Source organism: Methanobrevibacter acididurans (assembly GCF_046197875.1).
GTDB classification, from domain to species: domain Archaea; phylum Methanobacteriota; class Methanobacteria; order Methanobacteriales; family Methanobacteriaceae; genus Methanobrevibacter_A; species Methanobrevibacter_A acididurans.
Map to the genome: position 1 here is coordinate 1,355,001 of NZ_CP166991.1, position 15,618 is coordinate 1,370,618.

At 27.1% G+C, this 15,618-nt stretch carries 18 protein-coding genes; 5 read left to right on the forward strand and 13 right to left on the reverse strand.

Translation table 11 applies throughout. The features are described from left to right. Nucleotides 1–20: 20 nt before the first annotated feature. Nucleotides 21–986, reverse strand: coding sequence for a 5,10-methylenetetrahydromethanopterin reductase (gene mer / locus ACA135_RS06665; protein ID WP_409197975.1), 966 nt, complete (start codon nucleotides 984–986; stop codon nucleotides 21–23). A 169-nt stretch (nucleotides 987–1,155) separates the two neighbouring features. On the opposite strand from mer, the gene ACA135_RS06670 reads away from it, so the two are divergent. The 3 genes from ACA135_RS06670 to ACA135_RS06680 all read left to right on the forward strand — a co-directional run bounded on the left by ACA135_RS06670 (nucleotide 1,156) and on the right by ACA135_RS06680 (nucleotide 4,219). Beyond that, nucleotides 1,156–2,250, forward strand: a complete 1,095-nt coding sequence (locus ACA135_RS06670) for an archaeosine biosynthesis radical SAM protein RaSEA (protein ID WP_409197976.1) — start codon at nucleotides 1,156–1,158, stop codon at nucleotides 2,248–2,250. A gap of 69 nt (nucleotides 2,251–2,319) precedes the next feature. Beyond that, nucleotides 2,320–2,802, forward strand: coding sequence for a DUF308 domain-containing protein (locus ACA135_RS06675; RefSeq protein WP_409197977.1), 483 nt, complete (start codon nucleotides 2,320–2,322; stop codon nucleotides 2,800–2,802). 109 nt (nucleotides 2,803–2,911) lie between these two features. Next, entirely contained in the window at nucleotides 2,912–4,219 is a 1,308-nt protein-coding gene (locus ACA135_RS06680) for a cytidyltransferase (RefSeq protein ID WP_409197978.1), read from the forward strand. On the opposite strand, the gene ACA135_RS06685 is transcribed toward ACA135_RS06680, so the two are convergent. The 8 genes from ACA135_RS06685 to ACA135_RS06720 all read right to left on the reverse strand — a co-directional run bounded on the left by ACA135_RS06685 (nucleotide 4,216) and on the right by ACA135_RS06720 (nucleotide 10,371). Then, nucleotides 4,216–4,959 carry an NAD(P)-binding domain-containing protein gene (locus tag ACA135_RS06685; RefSeq protein ID WP_409197979.1) on the reverse strand — a complete coding sequence of 248 codons (744 nt, stop codon included), beginning with the start codon at nucleotides 4,957–4,959 and terminating at the stop codon, nucleotides 4,216–4,218. The genes ACA135_RS06680 and ACA135_RS06685 overlap by 4 nt on opposite strands. A 13-nt stretch (nucleotides 4,960–4,972) precedes the next feature. Continuing rightward, nucleotides 4,973–5,596 carry a cytochrome c biogenesis CcdA family protein gene (locus ACA135_RS06690; protein WP_409197980.1) on the reverse strand — a complete coding sequence of 208 codons (624 nt, stop codon included), beginning with the start codon at nucleotides 5,594–5,596 and terminating at the stop codon, nucleotides 4,973–4,975. Between the two features lie 22 nt (nucleotides 5,597–5,618). Next, complete coding sequence (locus tag ACA135_RS06695; protein ID WP_409197981.1) at nucleotides 5,619–6,137, reverse strand: thioredoxin family protein; 519 nt, start codon at nucleotides 6,135–6,137, stop codon at nucleotides 5,619–5,621. Between the two features lie 83 nt (nucleotides 6,138–6,220). After that, nucleotides 6,221–7,090 carry a damage-control phosphatase ARMT1 family protein gene (locus ACA135_RS06700; protein WP_409197982.1) on the reverse strand — a complete coding sequence of 290 codons (870 nt, stop codon included), beginning with the start codon at nucleotides 7,088–7,090 and terminating at the stop codon, nucleotides 6,221–6,223. 32 nt (nucleotides 7,091–7,122) lie between these two features. Further along, the gene (locus ACA135_RS06705) at nucleotides 7,123–7,323 is read right to left on the reverse strand and encodes a MoaD/ThiS family protein (protein ID WP_409197983.1); all 201 of its coding nucleotides are present in this window, start codon (nucleotides 7,321–7,323) and stop codon (nucleotides 7,123–7,125) included. A 39-nt stretch (nucleotides 7,324–7,362) separates the two neighbouring features. Next, entirely contained in the window at nucleotides 7,363–8,304 is a 942-nt protein-coding gene (locus tag ACA135_RS06710) for a TIGR00269 family protein (RefSeq protein WP_409197984.1), read from the reverse strand. A gap of 20 nt (nucleotides 8,305–8,324) precedes the next feature. Beyond that, nucleotides 8,325–9,482 (reverse strand): VWA domain-containing protein, encoded by a 1,158-nt coding sequence (locus ACA135_RS06715; RefSeq protein ID WP_409197985.1) that lies wholly within the window; start codon nucleotides 9,480–9,482, stop codon nucleotides 8,325–8,327. Nucleotides 9,483–9,519: 37 nt separating this feature from the next. After that, entirely contained in the window at nucleotides 9,520–10,371 is an 852-nt protein-coding gene (locus ACA135_RS06720) for an AAA family ATPase (RefSeq protein WP_409197986.1), read from the reverse strand. 206 nt (nucleotides 10,372–10,577) lie between these two features. Here ACA135_RS06720 and ACA135_RS06725 point away from each other — a divergent pair, with 206 nt between their 5' ends. Further along, on the forward strand, nucleotides 10,578–10,811 hold the full coding sequence (locus ACA135_RS06725; protein ID WP_409197987.1) for a hypothetical protein: 234 nt from the start codon (nucleotides 10,578–10,580) through the stop codon (nucleotides 10,809–10,811). A gap of 58 nt (nucleotides 10,812–10,869) precedes the next feature. On the opposite strand, the gene ACA135_RS06730 is transcribed toward ACA135_RS06725, so the two are convergent. Then, nucleotides 10,870–11,964 carry an acyltransferase gene (locus ACA135_RS06730; RefSeq protein ID WP_409197988.1) on the reverse strand — a complete coding sequence of 365 codons (1,095 nt, stop codon included), beginning with the start codon at nucleotides 11,962–11,964 and terminating at the stop codon, nucleotides 10,870–10,872. Nucleotides 11,965–12,100: 136 nt separating this feature from the next. Here ACA135_RS06730 and ACA135_RS06735 point away from each other — a divergent pair, with 136 nt between their 5' ends. After that, nucleotides 12,101–12,559: a flavodoxin family protein gene (locus tag ACA135_RS06735; protein ID WP_409197989.1), complete on the forward strand. Its 459-nt coding sequence runs from the start codon at nucleotides 12,101–12,103 to the stop codon at nucleotides 12,557–12,559. A gap of 15 nt (nucleotides 12,560–12,574) precedes the next feature. Here ACA135_RS06735 and ACA135_RS06740 read toward each other — a convergent pair whose 3' ends face one another. From ACA135_RS06740 to ACA135_RS06750, 3 genes are all read right to left on the reverse strand, one after another. Beyond that, nucleotides 12,575–14,170 (reverse strand): dihydropteroate synthase-like protein, encoded by a 1,596-nt coding sequence (locus ACA135_RS06740; protein ID WP_409197990.1) that lies wholly within the window; start codon nucleotides 14,168–14,170, stop codon nucleotides 12,575–12,577. Between the two features lie 30 nt (nucleotides 14,171–14,200). Next, nucleotides 14,201–15,043, reverse strand: a complete 843-nt coding sequence (locus ACA135_RS06745; RefSeq protein ID WP_409197991.1) for a fumarate hydratase — start codon at nucleotides 15,041–15,043, stop codon at nucleotides 14,201–14,203. A 145-nt stretch (nucleotides 15,044–15,188) separates the two neighbouring features. Next, entirely contained in the window at nucleotides 15,189–15,617 is a 429-nt protein-coding gene (locus tag ACA135_RS06750) for a 4Fe-4S dicluster domain-containing protein (protein WP_409197992.1), read from the reverse strand. Nucleotide 15,618: the final 1 nt, after the last annotated feature.

Sequence of the window (15,618 nt, forward strand, 5' to 3'; positions counted from 1 at the left end):
AAATAAAAAATTAAGAGAATTTACATCTTAGCGATTACTTCTCCTAATAATTTAATAGATTCTTCTTTGTTTTTACCTAATGGGGATCCTGCAACATATTGAGTTACTCCCATTTCACCTAAAGCTTCTATCTTAGGAACGAATTCATCAGGGGTTCCGCATACAGAGAATGCATCTAATGCAGCATCGTCTATTAAACCAATTGCTCCACCGAAGTCTCCTTTTGCTAAGCAGTCACCACATTTATCATTGAATCCTTCAGGTAATCCGTGTCTTGCAATAACCATTGGAGGTGCTCCAGCTGCAATAAATGCAACAACAATTTTTGCTGCTTTTTTAGCTGCTTCAGAGTCAGTTCCAATAGAAGTAGAAGTATAAGCTGCTACATCAAAGTCTGCAATGTTTTTACCTGCAGCATCAATACCTTTTTTGATCATTGGAATAGCTGCTTCGAAATCTTTAGGATTAGAAGCGTTGATTAAACAACCGTCTGCTATTTCTCCAGAAGTTTCGAGCATTTTTGGTCCTTGAGCACCCATATACATAGGGATTGCTTCTTGAACCGCTTTTGCACCTTGTAAAGCTGCTCCACTAGGAGTAGATCCACCAGATGTTAATGTTTTAATTTCTTCAATAGCGTTTTTAACTGTAGTTACAGGTTTTGTCCATTCAATACCTAATGTATCAAATGTAGCTTTATCTCCAGGTCCGATACCAAAGGTAGCTCTTCCGTCAGAGATTTCATCTATAGTTGCAATAGCACTTGCAGATATAGCTGGTCCACGTACATATGGATTAGTTACACCAGGTCCTAACTTAATAGTAGATGTTTCTTTAGCGATTAATGCTAAAGTTTCATATACATTTTTATTGTTGTAATGGTCTGTTACCCATACATATTCGAATCCTGCGTCTTCAGCTAATTTTACGTCTTTTACAATTTCGTCTAATGGTTCATTCGGAACAAATTCTATACCAAATTTCATTTATTATCACCATGTTAAATTATATGCAAGAGCTTATAAAGTATTTGTTATTAGAAAAATATCGAAACATTTATATATAAAAAATTATGTTTCATCTTTTTATATTATTAATTAAAAACATAAAGAATAATTATAATAATAACAATTAAACAAAATGGATTTTAAAACTATGGAAATAAGAGAATTAACAAAAGAAATACGGGATAATGCTATTGAAAGAACAAAACCTAAGGATTTAGAATATCTAGCCACAAGTTGGTACCAAGAAGACTTATTATACTCAGGTAAAGGAAAATCTATATTTTTAATATTACCTACACCTGGTTGTAGTTGGGCGTTAGGTCCAAGTGGTGGATGCACAATGTGTAGTTATATTCATGATTGTTATTTAAAACCTATAGAAACTGATAAAATTATAGAATTGTTCCAAAATCAATTAAATAGACATTTAGAAGAAATTAAAGAAGATTTTGATAATGGTGAAAAGATTGCTATAAAATTATTTGCATCTGGAAGTTTTTTTAATCCTGAAGAACTACCAATAAAAGCACGAGATCAAATTTTAAAAATAATTAGTAATATTGATGAAATAAGTGAAGTTATTGTTGAATCAAGACCTGAATATATTACAAATACACGTATAAATGAAATTTGTGAAATTTTAAATGGAAAACTTTTTGAAATAAGTATAGGATTAGAAACAGTAAATGAAGAAACACGTTTAGAAAAAATAAATAAGGGATTCACTACAGAAACTTTTAAAAAAGCCATAGATTTAATCAAAGAAGCTAAAAATGAGTATAATATAAAAAGTAAAGCGTATATTTTTGTTAAACCTATTCTCGTATCCGAATCTGAAGCTATAAAAGAAGCTATTGATACTGCATATTTTGTTGAAGAAATTGGAGTTGATCGTATTAGTTGTTGTCCTGCTACTATCCATAAAGGAACTGTGATAGAAAGATTATGGAGAAGAGGATCATATCAACCTCCTTGGATTTGGAGTACTGTTAAGATTATTAACACAATAAGAGAAAATGTAAAAATTCCGGCATTAATGGATACCTCAGGATTTGGTTCTAAACGTGGCCCTTACAATTGTAAGAAATGTAATAAAGATTTAAAACATAAAATTATTAGCAGTAATCTTACACAAACACAAATTCATCATGATTGTGCTTGTAAAAAGGAATGGGAAGCAGAAATAAAATTTAATAATTTAAGTCAATCTAAAACAAATAAAAAACATTTACCTTTATATTAAAGAAAAGTTTTTTTAATAATTAATTAAAAATATTATATTAATAACAATTATAAAGGGAGGTTTATTATATTGAAAAAGGAATCAATTAGTATTATTGCCATAATTTTAGGTGTTATAATCATTGCATTTCCTATGCTGGGCGTAATTGGAGCAAGTAGTATTCTTGGATTATCCATATTATTAATGAGTATATTTTTACTTGTTACTGGTGTATCTGAAATTGATTATAGTAAAACTAAATGTATTTTATACCTTATAATAGGTATTGTAATGTTAGTACTTTCATTAGGATTAATTTTCAATCCAAGTTTATTCGCATTCTTAGCAGCATTAACTATTTACCTTGCAGGACTATTCTTAATCGTCATAGGTTTAATAATTCTTATAACAAGTAGAGAAACACGTTACGGATTTTGGATTGGTATAATAGGTATTATTTTAGGTGTAATATATATTATAGTAGGAACTTACATACAAGATCCTACAGTTCTAGGAGCTTTAATCGGAATATGGTTAATTTTAGCAGGTATATTGAATTTATTAGACAGATAAAGTATAATCTGTCTTTAACAAATTTTTTTTAAAATTAAAATTTTTATTTTATTAATGAATAAGCAAACTTTTTTTAAATGAATAATATTTTTTTAAGGAATATATGAAAATGATTGGAATCAGTGCAGATTTTGACCCTGTACATTTAGGGCATGAACAATTAATCCAAAGTGGAAAAAAAATAGCAAATAAAACTGGAGATAAAGTAGTTGTATACTTAAATAAAGGTTACAGTGCAAATCATGCACCTTTTTTCTGTAATTTTAATGCTAGGGCTGAAATGGCTAAAGCATGTGGTGCAGATGTTATTGTACCTGTAGAAGGATTACATCATAGATTAACTTTATCTTATAGTGTACCTATACGTGCATCACAAATGATTGAGGATGGTATAACTGATTATATTAGTGCTGCAGAAGTTAGTCCTGAAAAGATTAAAAAGATGGGTGATCGTTTTGTGCGTGAAAAAAACTTTTTAGGAATGCCTCGTGAAATACCAAATAGGAATGTTGTTAGATGGTATGCAGTTAATGAGTTTTTGAAAACCAAATTTGAACATAATATGAAAGTTCATATTATACCTGAGTTAGAAAAGGATGGGAAGATTAGTGGACGTTTTATTAGGAAATCTATAATTGAGAATGATATGGAAATTACAGATGAAGTGGAAAATTTACTTCCAAAATCAAGTATTAAGATTATTAAAAGGGAAATTGATAATGGAACTATTAATAATCAAAGAAATTATAGAAGTATCACTCATAAAATGAATACTTATTCCCGTGGAGATTTGACTAATATTGCATATTTAAATGCAGATGCTGTAAATGCAATAATTGAAGCTCGCCAATATCAAGATCCTGAAAGTATTTGGGCTGTTTTTAGAAGAGTTGGTTATGGTCCTGTTCTTACAAGATTAGCAACTAGTGCTATTGAAAAAGAGGTTAGTAAAAATGAAGTTGTTAAACTTATGAGGACTTATGAAGCTAAAGGTGTTATTCCTCCAGAACAAATTGTTGATAAAGTTATTCAACGAGCTTTTTATGTTGCTAGTGAAGTTGAAAATGGGGAACTAACACAAGATGCTAATGAACGTTTCAGAAGTGAGAATATTGAGGTAAATAATGTTCCTTTAAGTTTTGAGGGTGGTTTGAATATTACAAAGTTTGAAACTAAAAAGCTTAAAAGAGGGTTAAAGGAACATAGAATCCCTGCTAAAATTTATGTTGATAAGGATAATATGTTATCTTGTGAGATTAAAGAGGGTAAATTTAAGATTAAAACTATATTAAAATTACCTGCATTGCATGTTACTTATTTACGTTATATTATTGATTCACAATTCATACCTGTTAGGGGAGAGGTAGTGGAAAGGGATCGTGGATTGAGAGTTAAAATTTATATTCATGACAATTAAAGTTTTTCGAATTTATTTTTTGTAGCTTCAGTCATGATTAAATTATTTGTAGAAGAGTTTTGGTTTTTTAAGAAATTTAATATTTCATTTAACTCTTCATTTTTACGTTTTTTATTTTTTTTACTATTTTTTATACGGGATGTGCTTGATGATTTGAAATCTGTATTTTCTGTAATTTCTAATATGTCCCATAATTGTGAGCTTAAGTTATTTGCATTTTCAAATGTTTCGATTAATAGGGCACTTACTCCTTTTGTGTAGATACTTCTTAACATTTTTAATTTAGATGCATCTCCAATTTTGTCACTTATGATGTTTGTTTTAATATTGCAGTTTTTGAAAATTGATAATTTTTTTGATTTTGGACCTGATAATATTAAAAGTTTTAAATTTTCAACTTTACCTATTATTGCACCATCAATGAAATTGTTTGAAAATATTTGTTCTATTTTTAGGGTGGTTGTTGGGTTTATATTGTTTAAATCTAGGTATAATCCTTCATAGTTTGAAAATTGTTTTGCTACGTTTAGTGCGTTTTTTGGACTGTTTGCACTTATTATTATGTCACATTTTTCCATTAGTTGTTTATTTGAATCTAATTTTATTGTTTCTGTTTGTTTTATGCGTTTTATTGTTTCTTCGCTTCTGTTTTCTATTGAGACATATGTTTTATATTGTTTTGTTAATTTATTTGCTAATGTTTGATTAACTTTGCCAAAACCTATAAACCCTATATCCATTGTCTCACCATTTTTATAATAAAATTCCATATTGAGCAAGTAGCATGTATACTCCCACTATTAAAATGATTAATCCACAAATTCTATTAATTATATTGGACCATTCATTGATTTTCTTGAAGTTTATTTCTGATACGATAAACCCTATTAAATAAATTGTAAAAGCAAAACCTAAAGTATATGATAATAAGTTCAAACCAGTATAAACAACATTACCTTTAGATATAGTAACACTCATCAAACTTAAAAGATATGAGCCATAACAAGGAGCCCAAGCTAAAGAAGTTACTAAACCCATTAAAAAAGATTTTAACAATCCAGTTTTATTATTTTTAACTCTTAAATTAAAATTGAATAGATTTAAATTAAATAATAGAACTAAACCTAAAAATATTAAAATTAAAGATGCTAAAATTCTTATCCAATGTAAATAATGAGTAATAGCTGCAGTAAAAATCATAGACAAAATGATAATTACAAAGAAAACTGAAAATAATCCCAAAGTAAAAACTAATGTTTCAATTTTATCTCTTTCTAAAAAAGAATATGCAATAATTATAGGAATTACAGGTAATACACAAGGTGAAAGTACTGAAGTTATACCTACTAAAAATGAAATAATAAACATGAAATCCATAAACCAATACCTACACTACTAACTAAATTTTACTTAATAAATCATTTACAGATTGGAATCCTATAATTGTTTTATTCACATCACCATTTGAATTTAAAATTACAAATGTTGGATAACTTACAACTTGGTATTTACTACATAATTCAGGATGATTATCCCCATCAATAATTACTGGAATATAATTACTATTAAGTTTATCTTGAACATTAACATCTGTATATGTTTCAGAATTCATTTGTTGACAATACTGACAAGTGGAAGATTGAAACGCTAAAAATAATGGTTTTTGATCCTTTTGAGCAACACTAAGTGCTGAATCTAAATCAGTATACCATTCAATATTATTACTAATTACAGTTACATTTGAACTATTTTCAACATGATAATTGCTTGAATCACTTACAGAATTGGAATCAGCAGAGGTAGAAACCTCATTAGTTTGAGGATTAATATTAAAATAATTATTAGTTATTGCAAAAGCGGATACCACTATTAAAATAAAAACAATAATTAATATTATCCATGAAGTTTTTTCTTTCATAATTTTATATAATAAATTTTATTGTTTATAAAGATTACCAATTTGTTCATAAATATACGAATAATAAATTTTATTAAAAAAAATTAATTCTTAAATTTTAACAAAACCATATCACCATTAGCAACATCTAAAGATAAAGCATTAGCTTTACATTTAGAACATAATAAATAAAAAACATCCTGAGTTGGAAAATCTAATTCACTTAAACCTTCATAATTACCCATACCTTTAGAAATAATAAAATCTGATTTATCAAAGAAATCCCTAAAATCATCAGATAAACTATTATATACTACACCTACAGTATTAGTCCCAATTGTAATTAAATCTGCAAATTCATCTAAACCAACTTCTAATGCATCTTCCATACATGCATCATTTAAAATTGGATTATCTTTTACTGCAACAGTAATATGAATATCATAATCCTCTTTTATTTTTTCAAGCAAAAGTTTATCAAAAACTATTTCCCCAGTATTATCAACCAAATATAACAATTCATCATGATTTTTCAACGCATAATCTAAACTATTTACATCATTAATAGCCAAATCTTTACCTAAATAATCATTTAATAAACTATTAATATCAGTATCAAAACCAAAAGCACCAAAATCTAAAATATTACCTACAATACTTATTTTAACATAATTTTCTAAACTATCATCTTTTTTAAGTATTTCTTTTACTTGAGGTAATAAATTTTTAGCTATTTCATTACCTAAATGTTTCTTCTCATTATAAGGATCATTACAACCTGTTTCATCCATTATCAATTTATGCATTCCAGATCCTGTTGCATTAGATGATGCTCCCTTTTTAAAATTTTTTGACAAAAACTTAATTACATCTTCCATTATTTTAAGTTTTAAATCATCATCATCACTAGCTAGATTTAATGCTTCCTTAGCTTGACGTAAATAACATGCCCCACATTCATAATATACTTTCATAAAATTAACCTCATAACGATAAAATTCAAATCTTATCCCCCATATATAATTTGAATTAATTTAATAGTATCTCCATCATTTATTTCAGCATCCTCTGATACTATTTGATCATTCTTTTTTGCAACAATAGTTTGTGGAGAAACTTCCAAATCATCTAAAACATTTAATATTGTTGTTTTACCATTTAATTCTTTATCTTCATTAATTTCATTATACTCTAATTTAAATGTCATAAAAATCATCTTATATTTATTTAAAAAAAATTTAATCCCTTAAAAATAATCTAAGTTAGGGCTATGACCTAACTCTTTTAAGAAAGTACAAGCCCGACAAACCTTATTTGATGAAGGTTCACCACAAATTTCACACCTATCAAATTCAAAAGGTTCAGTTAATTCTTCACGAATAACTGGTCGCATTTTATCAAATCCTCTAAGTGTACTATACATTATTGTAGGATGTTCTGGTGTTAAATCTTTTAAAACATTACCTACTTCCATTCTGAAAGATTGTTGAGCATAAGGACAACCATCTAAATGGATTTCTAAACCTTTAGATAAAGCATATAATCCAACTTCTCTTTCAGGAATTTCACGAAGTGGTTTGATCTTAGGAGTAAACAATTCACTTTTAGATTCTGTTATCGGACCAATTTTAACTAAATTTCCAATATTGCCTTCTAAATAATTCATTATTATAGCTTCAGCTTCATCATCCAAATTATGACCAGTTGCAATTTTAGTTGCACCCATATCCCTTGCTGCACGATTTATTAACCATCGTCTAAAAACCCCACAGTAAGTACAAGCTCCTCTATGATCTGGAACATTCATAATCTCATCAAGATCTATATCAAAAGCATCTTTAAATGATAAAATTTGATGTTCTATCCCCAAACGTTTTGCATGTCTCTTAGCTATATCTACTCCTTCTTGACGATACCCCTTAATACCCTCATCAATTGTACATGCACATAACTCAATGAAATGTCTTTCAACATAAGAATTCAAAATTTCAAGTGTAGCTACACTATCTTTACCTCCAGATAACGCAACCATAACTTTATCTCCTTTTTGTAAAAGATTTTCTTTTTTAATTGTTTTAATAACCTTTTTCTCAATACTTTCTATAAAACAATCTTGACACAAGGCTTGTCCAGATGCTTTTCTTTTAATTACAATATTGGGGTTACCACATTTACTACATATATCCATATTAATCATCTATTAAATTTTTACATTTGAACTACAAAATCAGCTAACTGATTAAGAGTGCTAACTTCAAATACTTTAGCACCAACATTTTCATATAAACTAACACAGCTATCAACTACATCCCATTTATTTTTATCCTCAGGATTAAGTATAACAACTTTTTTACTGTCCCTTACTATATCTTGTAATACTTCAACACTTGCAGGTATACCGTCAATTTTTGGACCTGCCCAATCACGACAATCAGATAATAAAACAACATAAGATTTATTATTTAATTTTGCTTGTTTCTTAAATAAATTAAATGCTGAATACATATTACTAGTTCCATGAACCATCGCATTCCTCATACGTAAAGTTCTAACATCAGCAAAAGCATTTAATAAATAATCCTGTTTAAGTGCATCCGTTGTTTCAATAACTTTATTATCAAATTCAAAAACTCTTGAATTCTTAAAAGCTGTTTGACAGGAATACATTAACATGAAAAACCAACTACTAATCCATTCACATGATCCACTTATATCATTTAAAAATAAATGTTCATTCTTATGTCTTTTAGGTTTAGCTTTAATTAACTCAACAGGAACTCCACCATATTTAATATTTTTACGTATAGTTCTTCGAATATCAACTTTATTAGTTTTAGCTAATTTATTACGTCTAGATCTTTTATTAGCAATACGACGACCCAATTGTTGACATAACTCCAACATTCTAGGATCAAATTTATTTAACTTTGTTAAATCTTTATTTAAAAGTTCACCTTCACGTTCTAAATTTTCTCTATCATCTAATACAGGTGTCCCTGAAAGTTGTTTAATTTGTTCCATTCCCATTTTATTTGGTTTTTTATGAACTTTAGCATTCTTTTTCTTAATAACATACTTATTAGATTTTCCACCAGCTTTACCTGCATTCATATTACTATTTTTTTTAACTTTCTTAGATTCATCAGTTAAAGGAGGTTTAATAAAGCATTGATCAAAAATTTCATCAAATTTAATCATATCATATTTATCTTTAACATAAACACTTCTTAGAGCTCTTTTAAGTGAAACTAAATCATTCACACCCATAATTTCACAAGTATCTAATGCAGTTTGTGTACTACGAATACTTACATTTAAACCTTTATCTCTAAGTTGATTAGACAAATATATTATTTTAGCTTTCATAAACATCAAAAAAATTAATTCATTATTTATATAATTATTATTGTTTGAAAATATCTTTCATAACTCTTTTTTTATCAGATTCACTTTTAACTGCTACACCTACACTATCTATAAGTGCTTGATCTACATTTTTAGTGTTTAAATTTTCTACACTATTAACCCAGTCTACAGTTGCTCTCACACTAGGTTTCTTAGTTAAGTTCAAATCACGAATACGATGAACTAAATTAACCACCTTACGAGATAAACCATCATCAACTTCAGGTATTTTTGATTTAACAATTTTCATTTCACGTTCTACACTTGGATATGGAATATATAAAAATAAACATCTATCCTTAGTTTCATCCAGTAACATTCTTTGTGAATTACTTGTTAATATAACAATAAGATCATTATTTAATTGAAAAGTCCCTAAATCATTTACTGTAACTTCTTTTTCACCTAATGCTTGTAATAAAAAACTTTCGACTTCTTCATCTGCTTTATCAATTTCATCTATTAACAATAATGAATCGTTTTCATTCATAAAAGCATTAAGTAATGGTCTTTTAATAAAATATTCATTATTAAAGATACTATTTTCATCTTGATTTTTTCCTTTAGATGATTCTAAGTGTAATAATTGTTTTTGATAATTCCATTCACCAATTATTTGTTCAAATGTTATTCCTTCATAACATTGTATACGGAAAAATTTCCTATTTAATGATTTAGCAATAGCTTTTGCTAATTCAGTTTTACCTACACCTGGAGGTCCTTCAATTAGTATAGGTTTATTTAAAGATAATGCTAAGAACATAGCTGTGGTTATTTCTTTATTACTAACATAACCAATTTCATTTAAATTTTTATCAATATTTTTAATTGTAATCTCATCTTTAACCAATTTAAAAACCTTTCTTATATTTTTTTTATAATTCAATTAATATTATTATTAAAATTATTTTTTTTTAATAATTATAATATTCATTTTCTTTAAATAAATAGATTTGTTTTAAACAATTAAAACTAAAAATGTTTTTTAAAACCAAAAAATAAAATACTAAAAATTATAAAAGATAATTAATAATTAATTTTACGAGCATAATGAAAATGAATAAAAAAATAATAGGATTAATAATATTGTTTATAATAGTTTTAGGCGGATTCGCAATAAGTTCATTTTATTCAACTGACAACACCCAAAACAACACAAACAACCAAGAATTAAATGGAAATAATTCCATAACCAATGAATTAAACTGCATAATACCCTTAATTAATATAGGAGAAAATTTAAACATTCCATACAATAATCCAAATATGAAAATTAATAATAATTCTTAATTTTTAAAATAAATAAATTTAAAAAGAGCATAAGATAAAAAAAAATAATAAAATTTTTTTATCTAGTATTTTTATACCTAATTCTACCTGTTAAAGCTCTTAATATTGGTATTTCATTAAATACTAACATTGTAGCCCAAGTTAATAGTAAAATAAATATTCCAGATAATGGAATCATTAACCAAAAATTATTAATCAGGAATAATGGTGTTAATAATTCATAATATAACATATGCCCTAAATAAATTCCATAAACATTACTACTTAAGGATATTATAGCAAAACTAAAAAAACCTGTTGTGAAAAAATTATTTTTATTACTTAATGTTCTGGAATCATAATTAAAGTTTTTTATAGTTAAGAAAAAACTAACAGCTTGGAAGACTATAAGTATATTATAATATAATGAATTATCACTTGTGCCTGCAGTTAATATATTATTTGAGGGTAAAGTTAACCTAATTATAGTCACAGCAATGAAAACGATTGGCCAAATCCATTTATTTTCTAAAATAAAACTTCTTTTATTGTGTAAATAGTAACCTAAGATAAAATAACCTAATGGTCCCGCAAAGTATCTTAAATCTATATTAATGTATGGAAGATGGAAAGTTGTAAAAATACATGTTATAAACCAAATAATGAGGAAAATACCTACTTCATCGAAAGAAGATTTAGTTATCCATTTATTAATAATAGGAGCAACTAAGTAAATACTTAACATAAGCCAAACAAACCAGAAATGACCTAAGTATTGTGGTTCTCCTAATAACATTTTAAAAATATAAGTTATAAAAGAAACATGATATACAGATGCAGTTCTTACATAATTTCCAGTTACTAATGCTAAAACTATGAATATAATCCACCATGAAAAAAATGGAATTAACATTCGAGGAAATCTAAGTTTTACAAAATTAATAAAATCAGATTTTCTACCTAAAATTAGAACTCCTGAAACCATCATAAAAAGAGGAATACTTACTTTACAAATAATATCATAAAAAGTTGCAACTTCTGAACCATTAATATGTCCAGGAATATAATAATAACAAACATGAGCTATAATAACAAGTAAAATTGAAATAGCTTTTAATTGATCTAAGTAAGCTATTCTATTACGTTTTTGTATCCTATTTCCTCGATAACTCATTAATTAAACCTCAAAAATAATTATAAAAATTTTATTTTTAAAATAGACTTTTTTCATTAAAATTTATATAATATAATATTTATATTATTAAATATAAAATTAACCTTAAAATATAGACTTTAAGAGATGAAAAAAAATGAAAACACTAATTACATATTATTCAAGAACAAATAATACTAAAAAAGTTGCTGAAGGAATACAAAATAAACTTTCATGCGATATTGAAGAAAAAATACCAAAAACTAATTATTCTGGAAAAATTGGTTATATGAAAGGGGCTAAAGATTCTGCAATTGGAAAAAAGATTAAAATAGAAAAAACTAATTATAATCCTGAAGATTATGATTGTATTATTTTAGCAACACCAATATGGGCAGGAACTATGTCTTCACCAATATTAGCTTACATCAATGAAAATGCAAATAAATTTAAAAATGTAATATATGTTGCAACAAGTAAATCCGATGATGGTAAAAAAACTTTTAATAAAATGAGTGAGATTATTGGAAAAGAACCTTTAGAAACTTTAATGGTTAAAGAATCTGAATTAAATAACCTTGATTCAAAAATATCCCCAATTATTGATAAAATATAAAAATAATTAAAAAGATTAATTTAATTTTAATGGATGGTTAAATAAAGGAAAATCTTGAATATAATCTTTACCAGTAATCATAGCAATTTCAGCTTTTTCTAATTCACTTCCCAAATAAGCAGCATGCTCCAATCTGGTTACTAATCCTTTTTTAACTAGTTCATCATAAATTTCTTTAGCATAAGATCCTGAAATAGAAATATCTGGCTTTGTTTTAGTAAAATGTGTTACAATAATTTTACTATCCTCAACATTTTTACCATAACTTACACGAATCTTAAAACTACCTTTAGGATCCCTTTTAAATTTTTTACATTCACTAGCTTCTTCTAAAGGAACATTATATTGTTCTGATAAATTATTATGTTTTCTTTTATCTTTAAAAACCAATAAGTCAATACCTAAATCTTTAGGTATAGAATGTCTTTTTTTAGCTAAAAACATCATTTTACTAGCAACTGCTAATTCATGAACGCTACCTGCAGTTTTAGCACTTTCTTCAGGAGTAAAAAGTATACTTGCTCCTAATTCCATGGCTAAACCTGAAAGTACTGCATTAGCTCCTACAGAATCTGTATCCATTAATTCTATAACATTCCCAATACCAAAAAACATTGGTCTTTTACATTGCTTATGGAAATCATTATAAGCAGTTATAGAATCAACAAGACTATTACTATTAATTGGATCTAAAACCATATCCGCAATAATATCCAAGCCTTCAGTCTTTTTAATAAGCTTTTTCATAGAGTCGATACGTTCTTTAGGAGTATGAGGTACAAATCCATCATTATAATTTGTTGGAAGCAATACTGCAGGAACATTATGTTCTTTTAATAAAGGTAATAATTCTTCACAATTCCCATGATCTAAGCTTAATACCATATCAATTCCACAATCAACAGCAATTTTTATTTCCTTGGGATTTAAAGTATCAATACTTAAAGGTTTATCCCCAACAATCGGCCTTAATGAATCAATTAAAGAAGGTATATCTTCAGAACGATCTTCACCAGCTAGCATACCAATATCTATCATATCTGAACCGGAAGCAATAAAGTATTCTGCTTTTTTAATTAAATCTTCTTTAGATAAAGCCGGAGCATTTGCAATTTCAGATAATACTCGCATTGGAAAGTCTTCACCTACAGGTAAATTTTTAACAAGAATATTTTCTGATTTTTTAAGTAAATTATTTACATTAATTTTATCATTTTCATAATTATTAATTAATTCAAATGCTTGTTTGCGCTTTTCTTCTTCAATCAATCTATCTGCAGCTTTAACTTCAGATAATTCTAAATCTTCCATTAAATCTAGAACCATTTGTAAATCTGCTGCATCAGTAGATCCTTTAAAAGTAGGTATGTTAAATGCTTCTTTAATTTCAGTTGTAGATTTTCTCATCAAACCTGGAGCAATAATAAAATCAACAGTATCCAATTGATTAGCAAAATTATTTTTGATTTCTTTAATAATTTTATTAGGAGTTAAAAATGCTGCTACTTGAGTATTATCTGCAATATGAACAATTGTATCAACTTTACTCTTGTCTGCTTTTTCTTTTACTAAAGGATAAGCAAGTTTTCCTGTAATTATAAGAACTTTCAATTTAGTTACTTCCTAAAAATTTAATTAAATTTATTCATTAAATAAACGAGTTGTAGCATGTCTATGAGCCCAACATTGGATAACTACCCCAATAGGTAATCCTGCTGTATGTGTACTTGCAGTTAATATTTTAACATCCAAAGCAGTTGTGCGTCCACCCATTCCCATTGGTCCTTTACCTTTTTTATTAATTTCACTTAAAATTTCTGATTCAATTTTAGCTATTTCTTCATTAGGATTATGTTCACCAATATTATTTAATAAAGCTTTTTTACCTAATTTCATAGCCATATCACTAGTTCCACCAACTCCAACTCCAACAATCATTGGAGGGCAAGGTTTTCCACCTGCAGCTAAAGCAGATTCTATTACAAAATTTTTAATTCCTTCAATACCTTCAGCAGGTAATGCCATTTTTAATTTATTATTGTTTTCTGAACCAAAACCTTTAGGTAAAACTGTGAATTCCACATAGGGTTCATCTATTAAATCAATATTTATTTGAGGAATATCATCCCCAATATTAGTACCCGTATTTTCTCTAGTTAATGGGTCTACAACATTAGGTCGTAAAGGCACATCTTTAGTAGCTTTTTTAACCCCATTTTGGATAGCTTTAACTAAATTTTCACATTTGACATTTCCAAGTTTAACAAAAATTATTGGTAAGCCAGTATCTTGACACATAGGTATTTGATTCTTAGAGGCTAATTCTACATTTTTTAGAATATTATTAATGTTTAGTTTTCCTAAATCATTGTCCTCTTGTTCTAGTGCATTTTCAAGTGCATTTTTTACATCATCTCTAACTTCTATAGCTGCTTTTTTATAAAGTTGGAAAATTGTATCTTCAATAAGTTTTTCTGTAATCATAAAAATATTCCCTTAAAAAAATAAAATTTTTAATAGTTTTTCTATTAAATATTATACAAACAAATTTAAATAATTTATTAAAAAATAGTAAAAAAAATTTGAAAAAAAGAAAAAATAATCTAAAAAAATCTTAAATATAAATTTTTTATTTCATTATGCTTTGAATTTTAACTAATCCTTCAGAAACTTTTTCTTGACGTTCTTGAATAATTTCTTCTATGTCATTAGTTAATGCTTTAGTTGGACAAGAATCTACACATGCTTGAGATTCTTTATCAAAGCATAAATCACATTTTTTTGCGGTTCCAACCTCATCAATGTTTATGGCACCAATAGGACAAACAGTTGTACATGTTCCACATCCTATACATTTATCTTCATTGATAATTATAGCTCCACCTAACTCTTCAATAGCGCCCTCTGGACATGAATGAAGACAAGGAGCTCGATTAGGATCACAGTGCATACAGAATAATGGTATTCCTTCATTAACATGAATTGCATTATTTGGACAATTTCTTTCACATTTTCCACAATCTACGCATAATTCTGGAGTTAAATTCAATTCACGCATA

Coding starts and splice junctions, on each gene's coding strand:
- ACA135_RS06735 (WP_409197989.1), top strand. CDS start 12,101: ATGAAAACACTAATTACATATTATTCAAGAACAAATAATACTAAAAAA.
- ACA135_RS06730 (WP_409197988.1), bottom strand. CDS start 11,964: ATGAGTTATCGAGGAAATAGGATACAAAAACGTAATAGAATAGCTTAC.
- ACA135_RS06700 (WP_409197982.1), bottom strand. CDS start 7,090: ATGAAAGTATATTATGAATGTGGGGCATGTTATTTACGTCAAGCTAAG.
- ACA135_RS06705 (WP_409197983.1), bottom strand. CDS start 7,323: ATGACATTTAAATTAGAGTATAATGAAATTAATGAAGATAAAGAATTA.
- ACA135_RS06710 (WP_409197984.1), bottom strand. CDS start 8,304: ATGGATATATGTAGTAAATGTGGTAACCCCAATATTGTAATTAAAAGA.
- ACA135_RS06690 (WP_409197980.1), bottom strand. CDS start 5,596: ATGGATTTCATGTTTATTATTTCATTTTTAGTAGGTATAACTTCAGTA.
- ACA135_RS06680 (WP_409197978.1), top strand. CDS start 2,912: ATGATTGGAATCAGTGCAGATTTTGACCCTGTACATTTAGGGCATGAA.
- ACA135_RS06745 (WP_409197991.1), bottom strand. CDS start 15,043: ATGATTACAGAAAAACTTATTGAAGATACAATTTTCCAACTTTATAAA.
- ACA135_RS06750 (WP_409197992.1), bottom strand. CDS start 15,617: ATGCGTGAATTGAATTTAACTCCAGAATTATGCGTAGATTGTGGAAAA.
- ACA135_RS06695 (WP_409197981.1), bottom strand. CDS start 6,137: ATGAAAGAAAAAACTTCATGGATAATATTAATTATTGTTTTTATTTTA.
- ACA135_RS06725 (WP_409197987.1), top strand. CDS start 10,578: ATGAATAAAAAAATAATAGGATTAATAATATTGTTTATAATAGTTTTA.
- mer (WP_409197975.1), bottom strand. CDS start 986: ATGAAATTTGGTATAGAATTTGTTCCGAATGAACCATTAGACGAAATT.
- ACA135_RS06685 (WP_409197979.1), bottom strand. CDS start 4,959: ATGGATATAGGGTTTATAGGTTTTGGCAAAGTTAATCAAACATTAGCA.
- ACA135_RS06715 (WP_409197985.1), bottom strand. CDS start 9,482: ATGAAAGCTAAAATAATATATTTGTCTAATCAACTTAGAGATAAAGGT.
- ACA135_RS06670 (WP_409197976.1), top strand. CDS start 1,156: ATGGAAATAAGAGAATTAACAAAAGAAATACGGGATAATGCTATTGAA.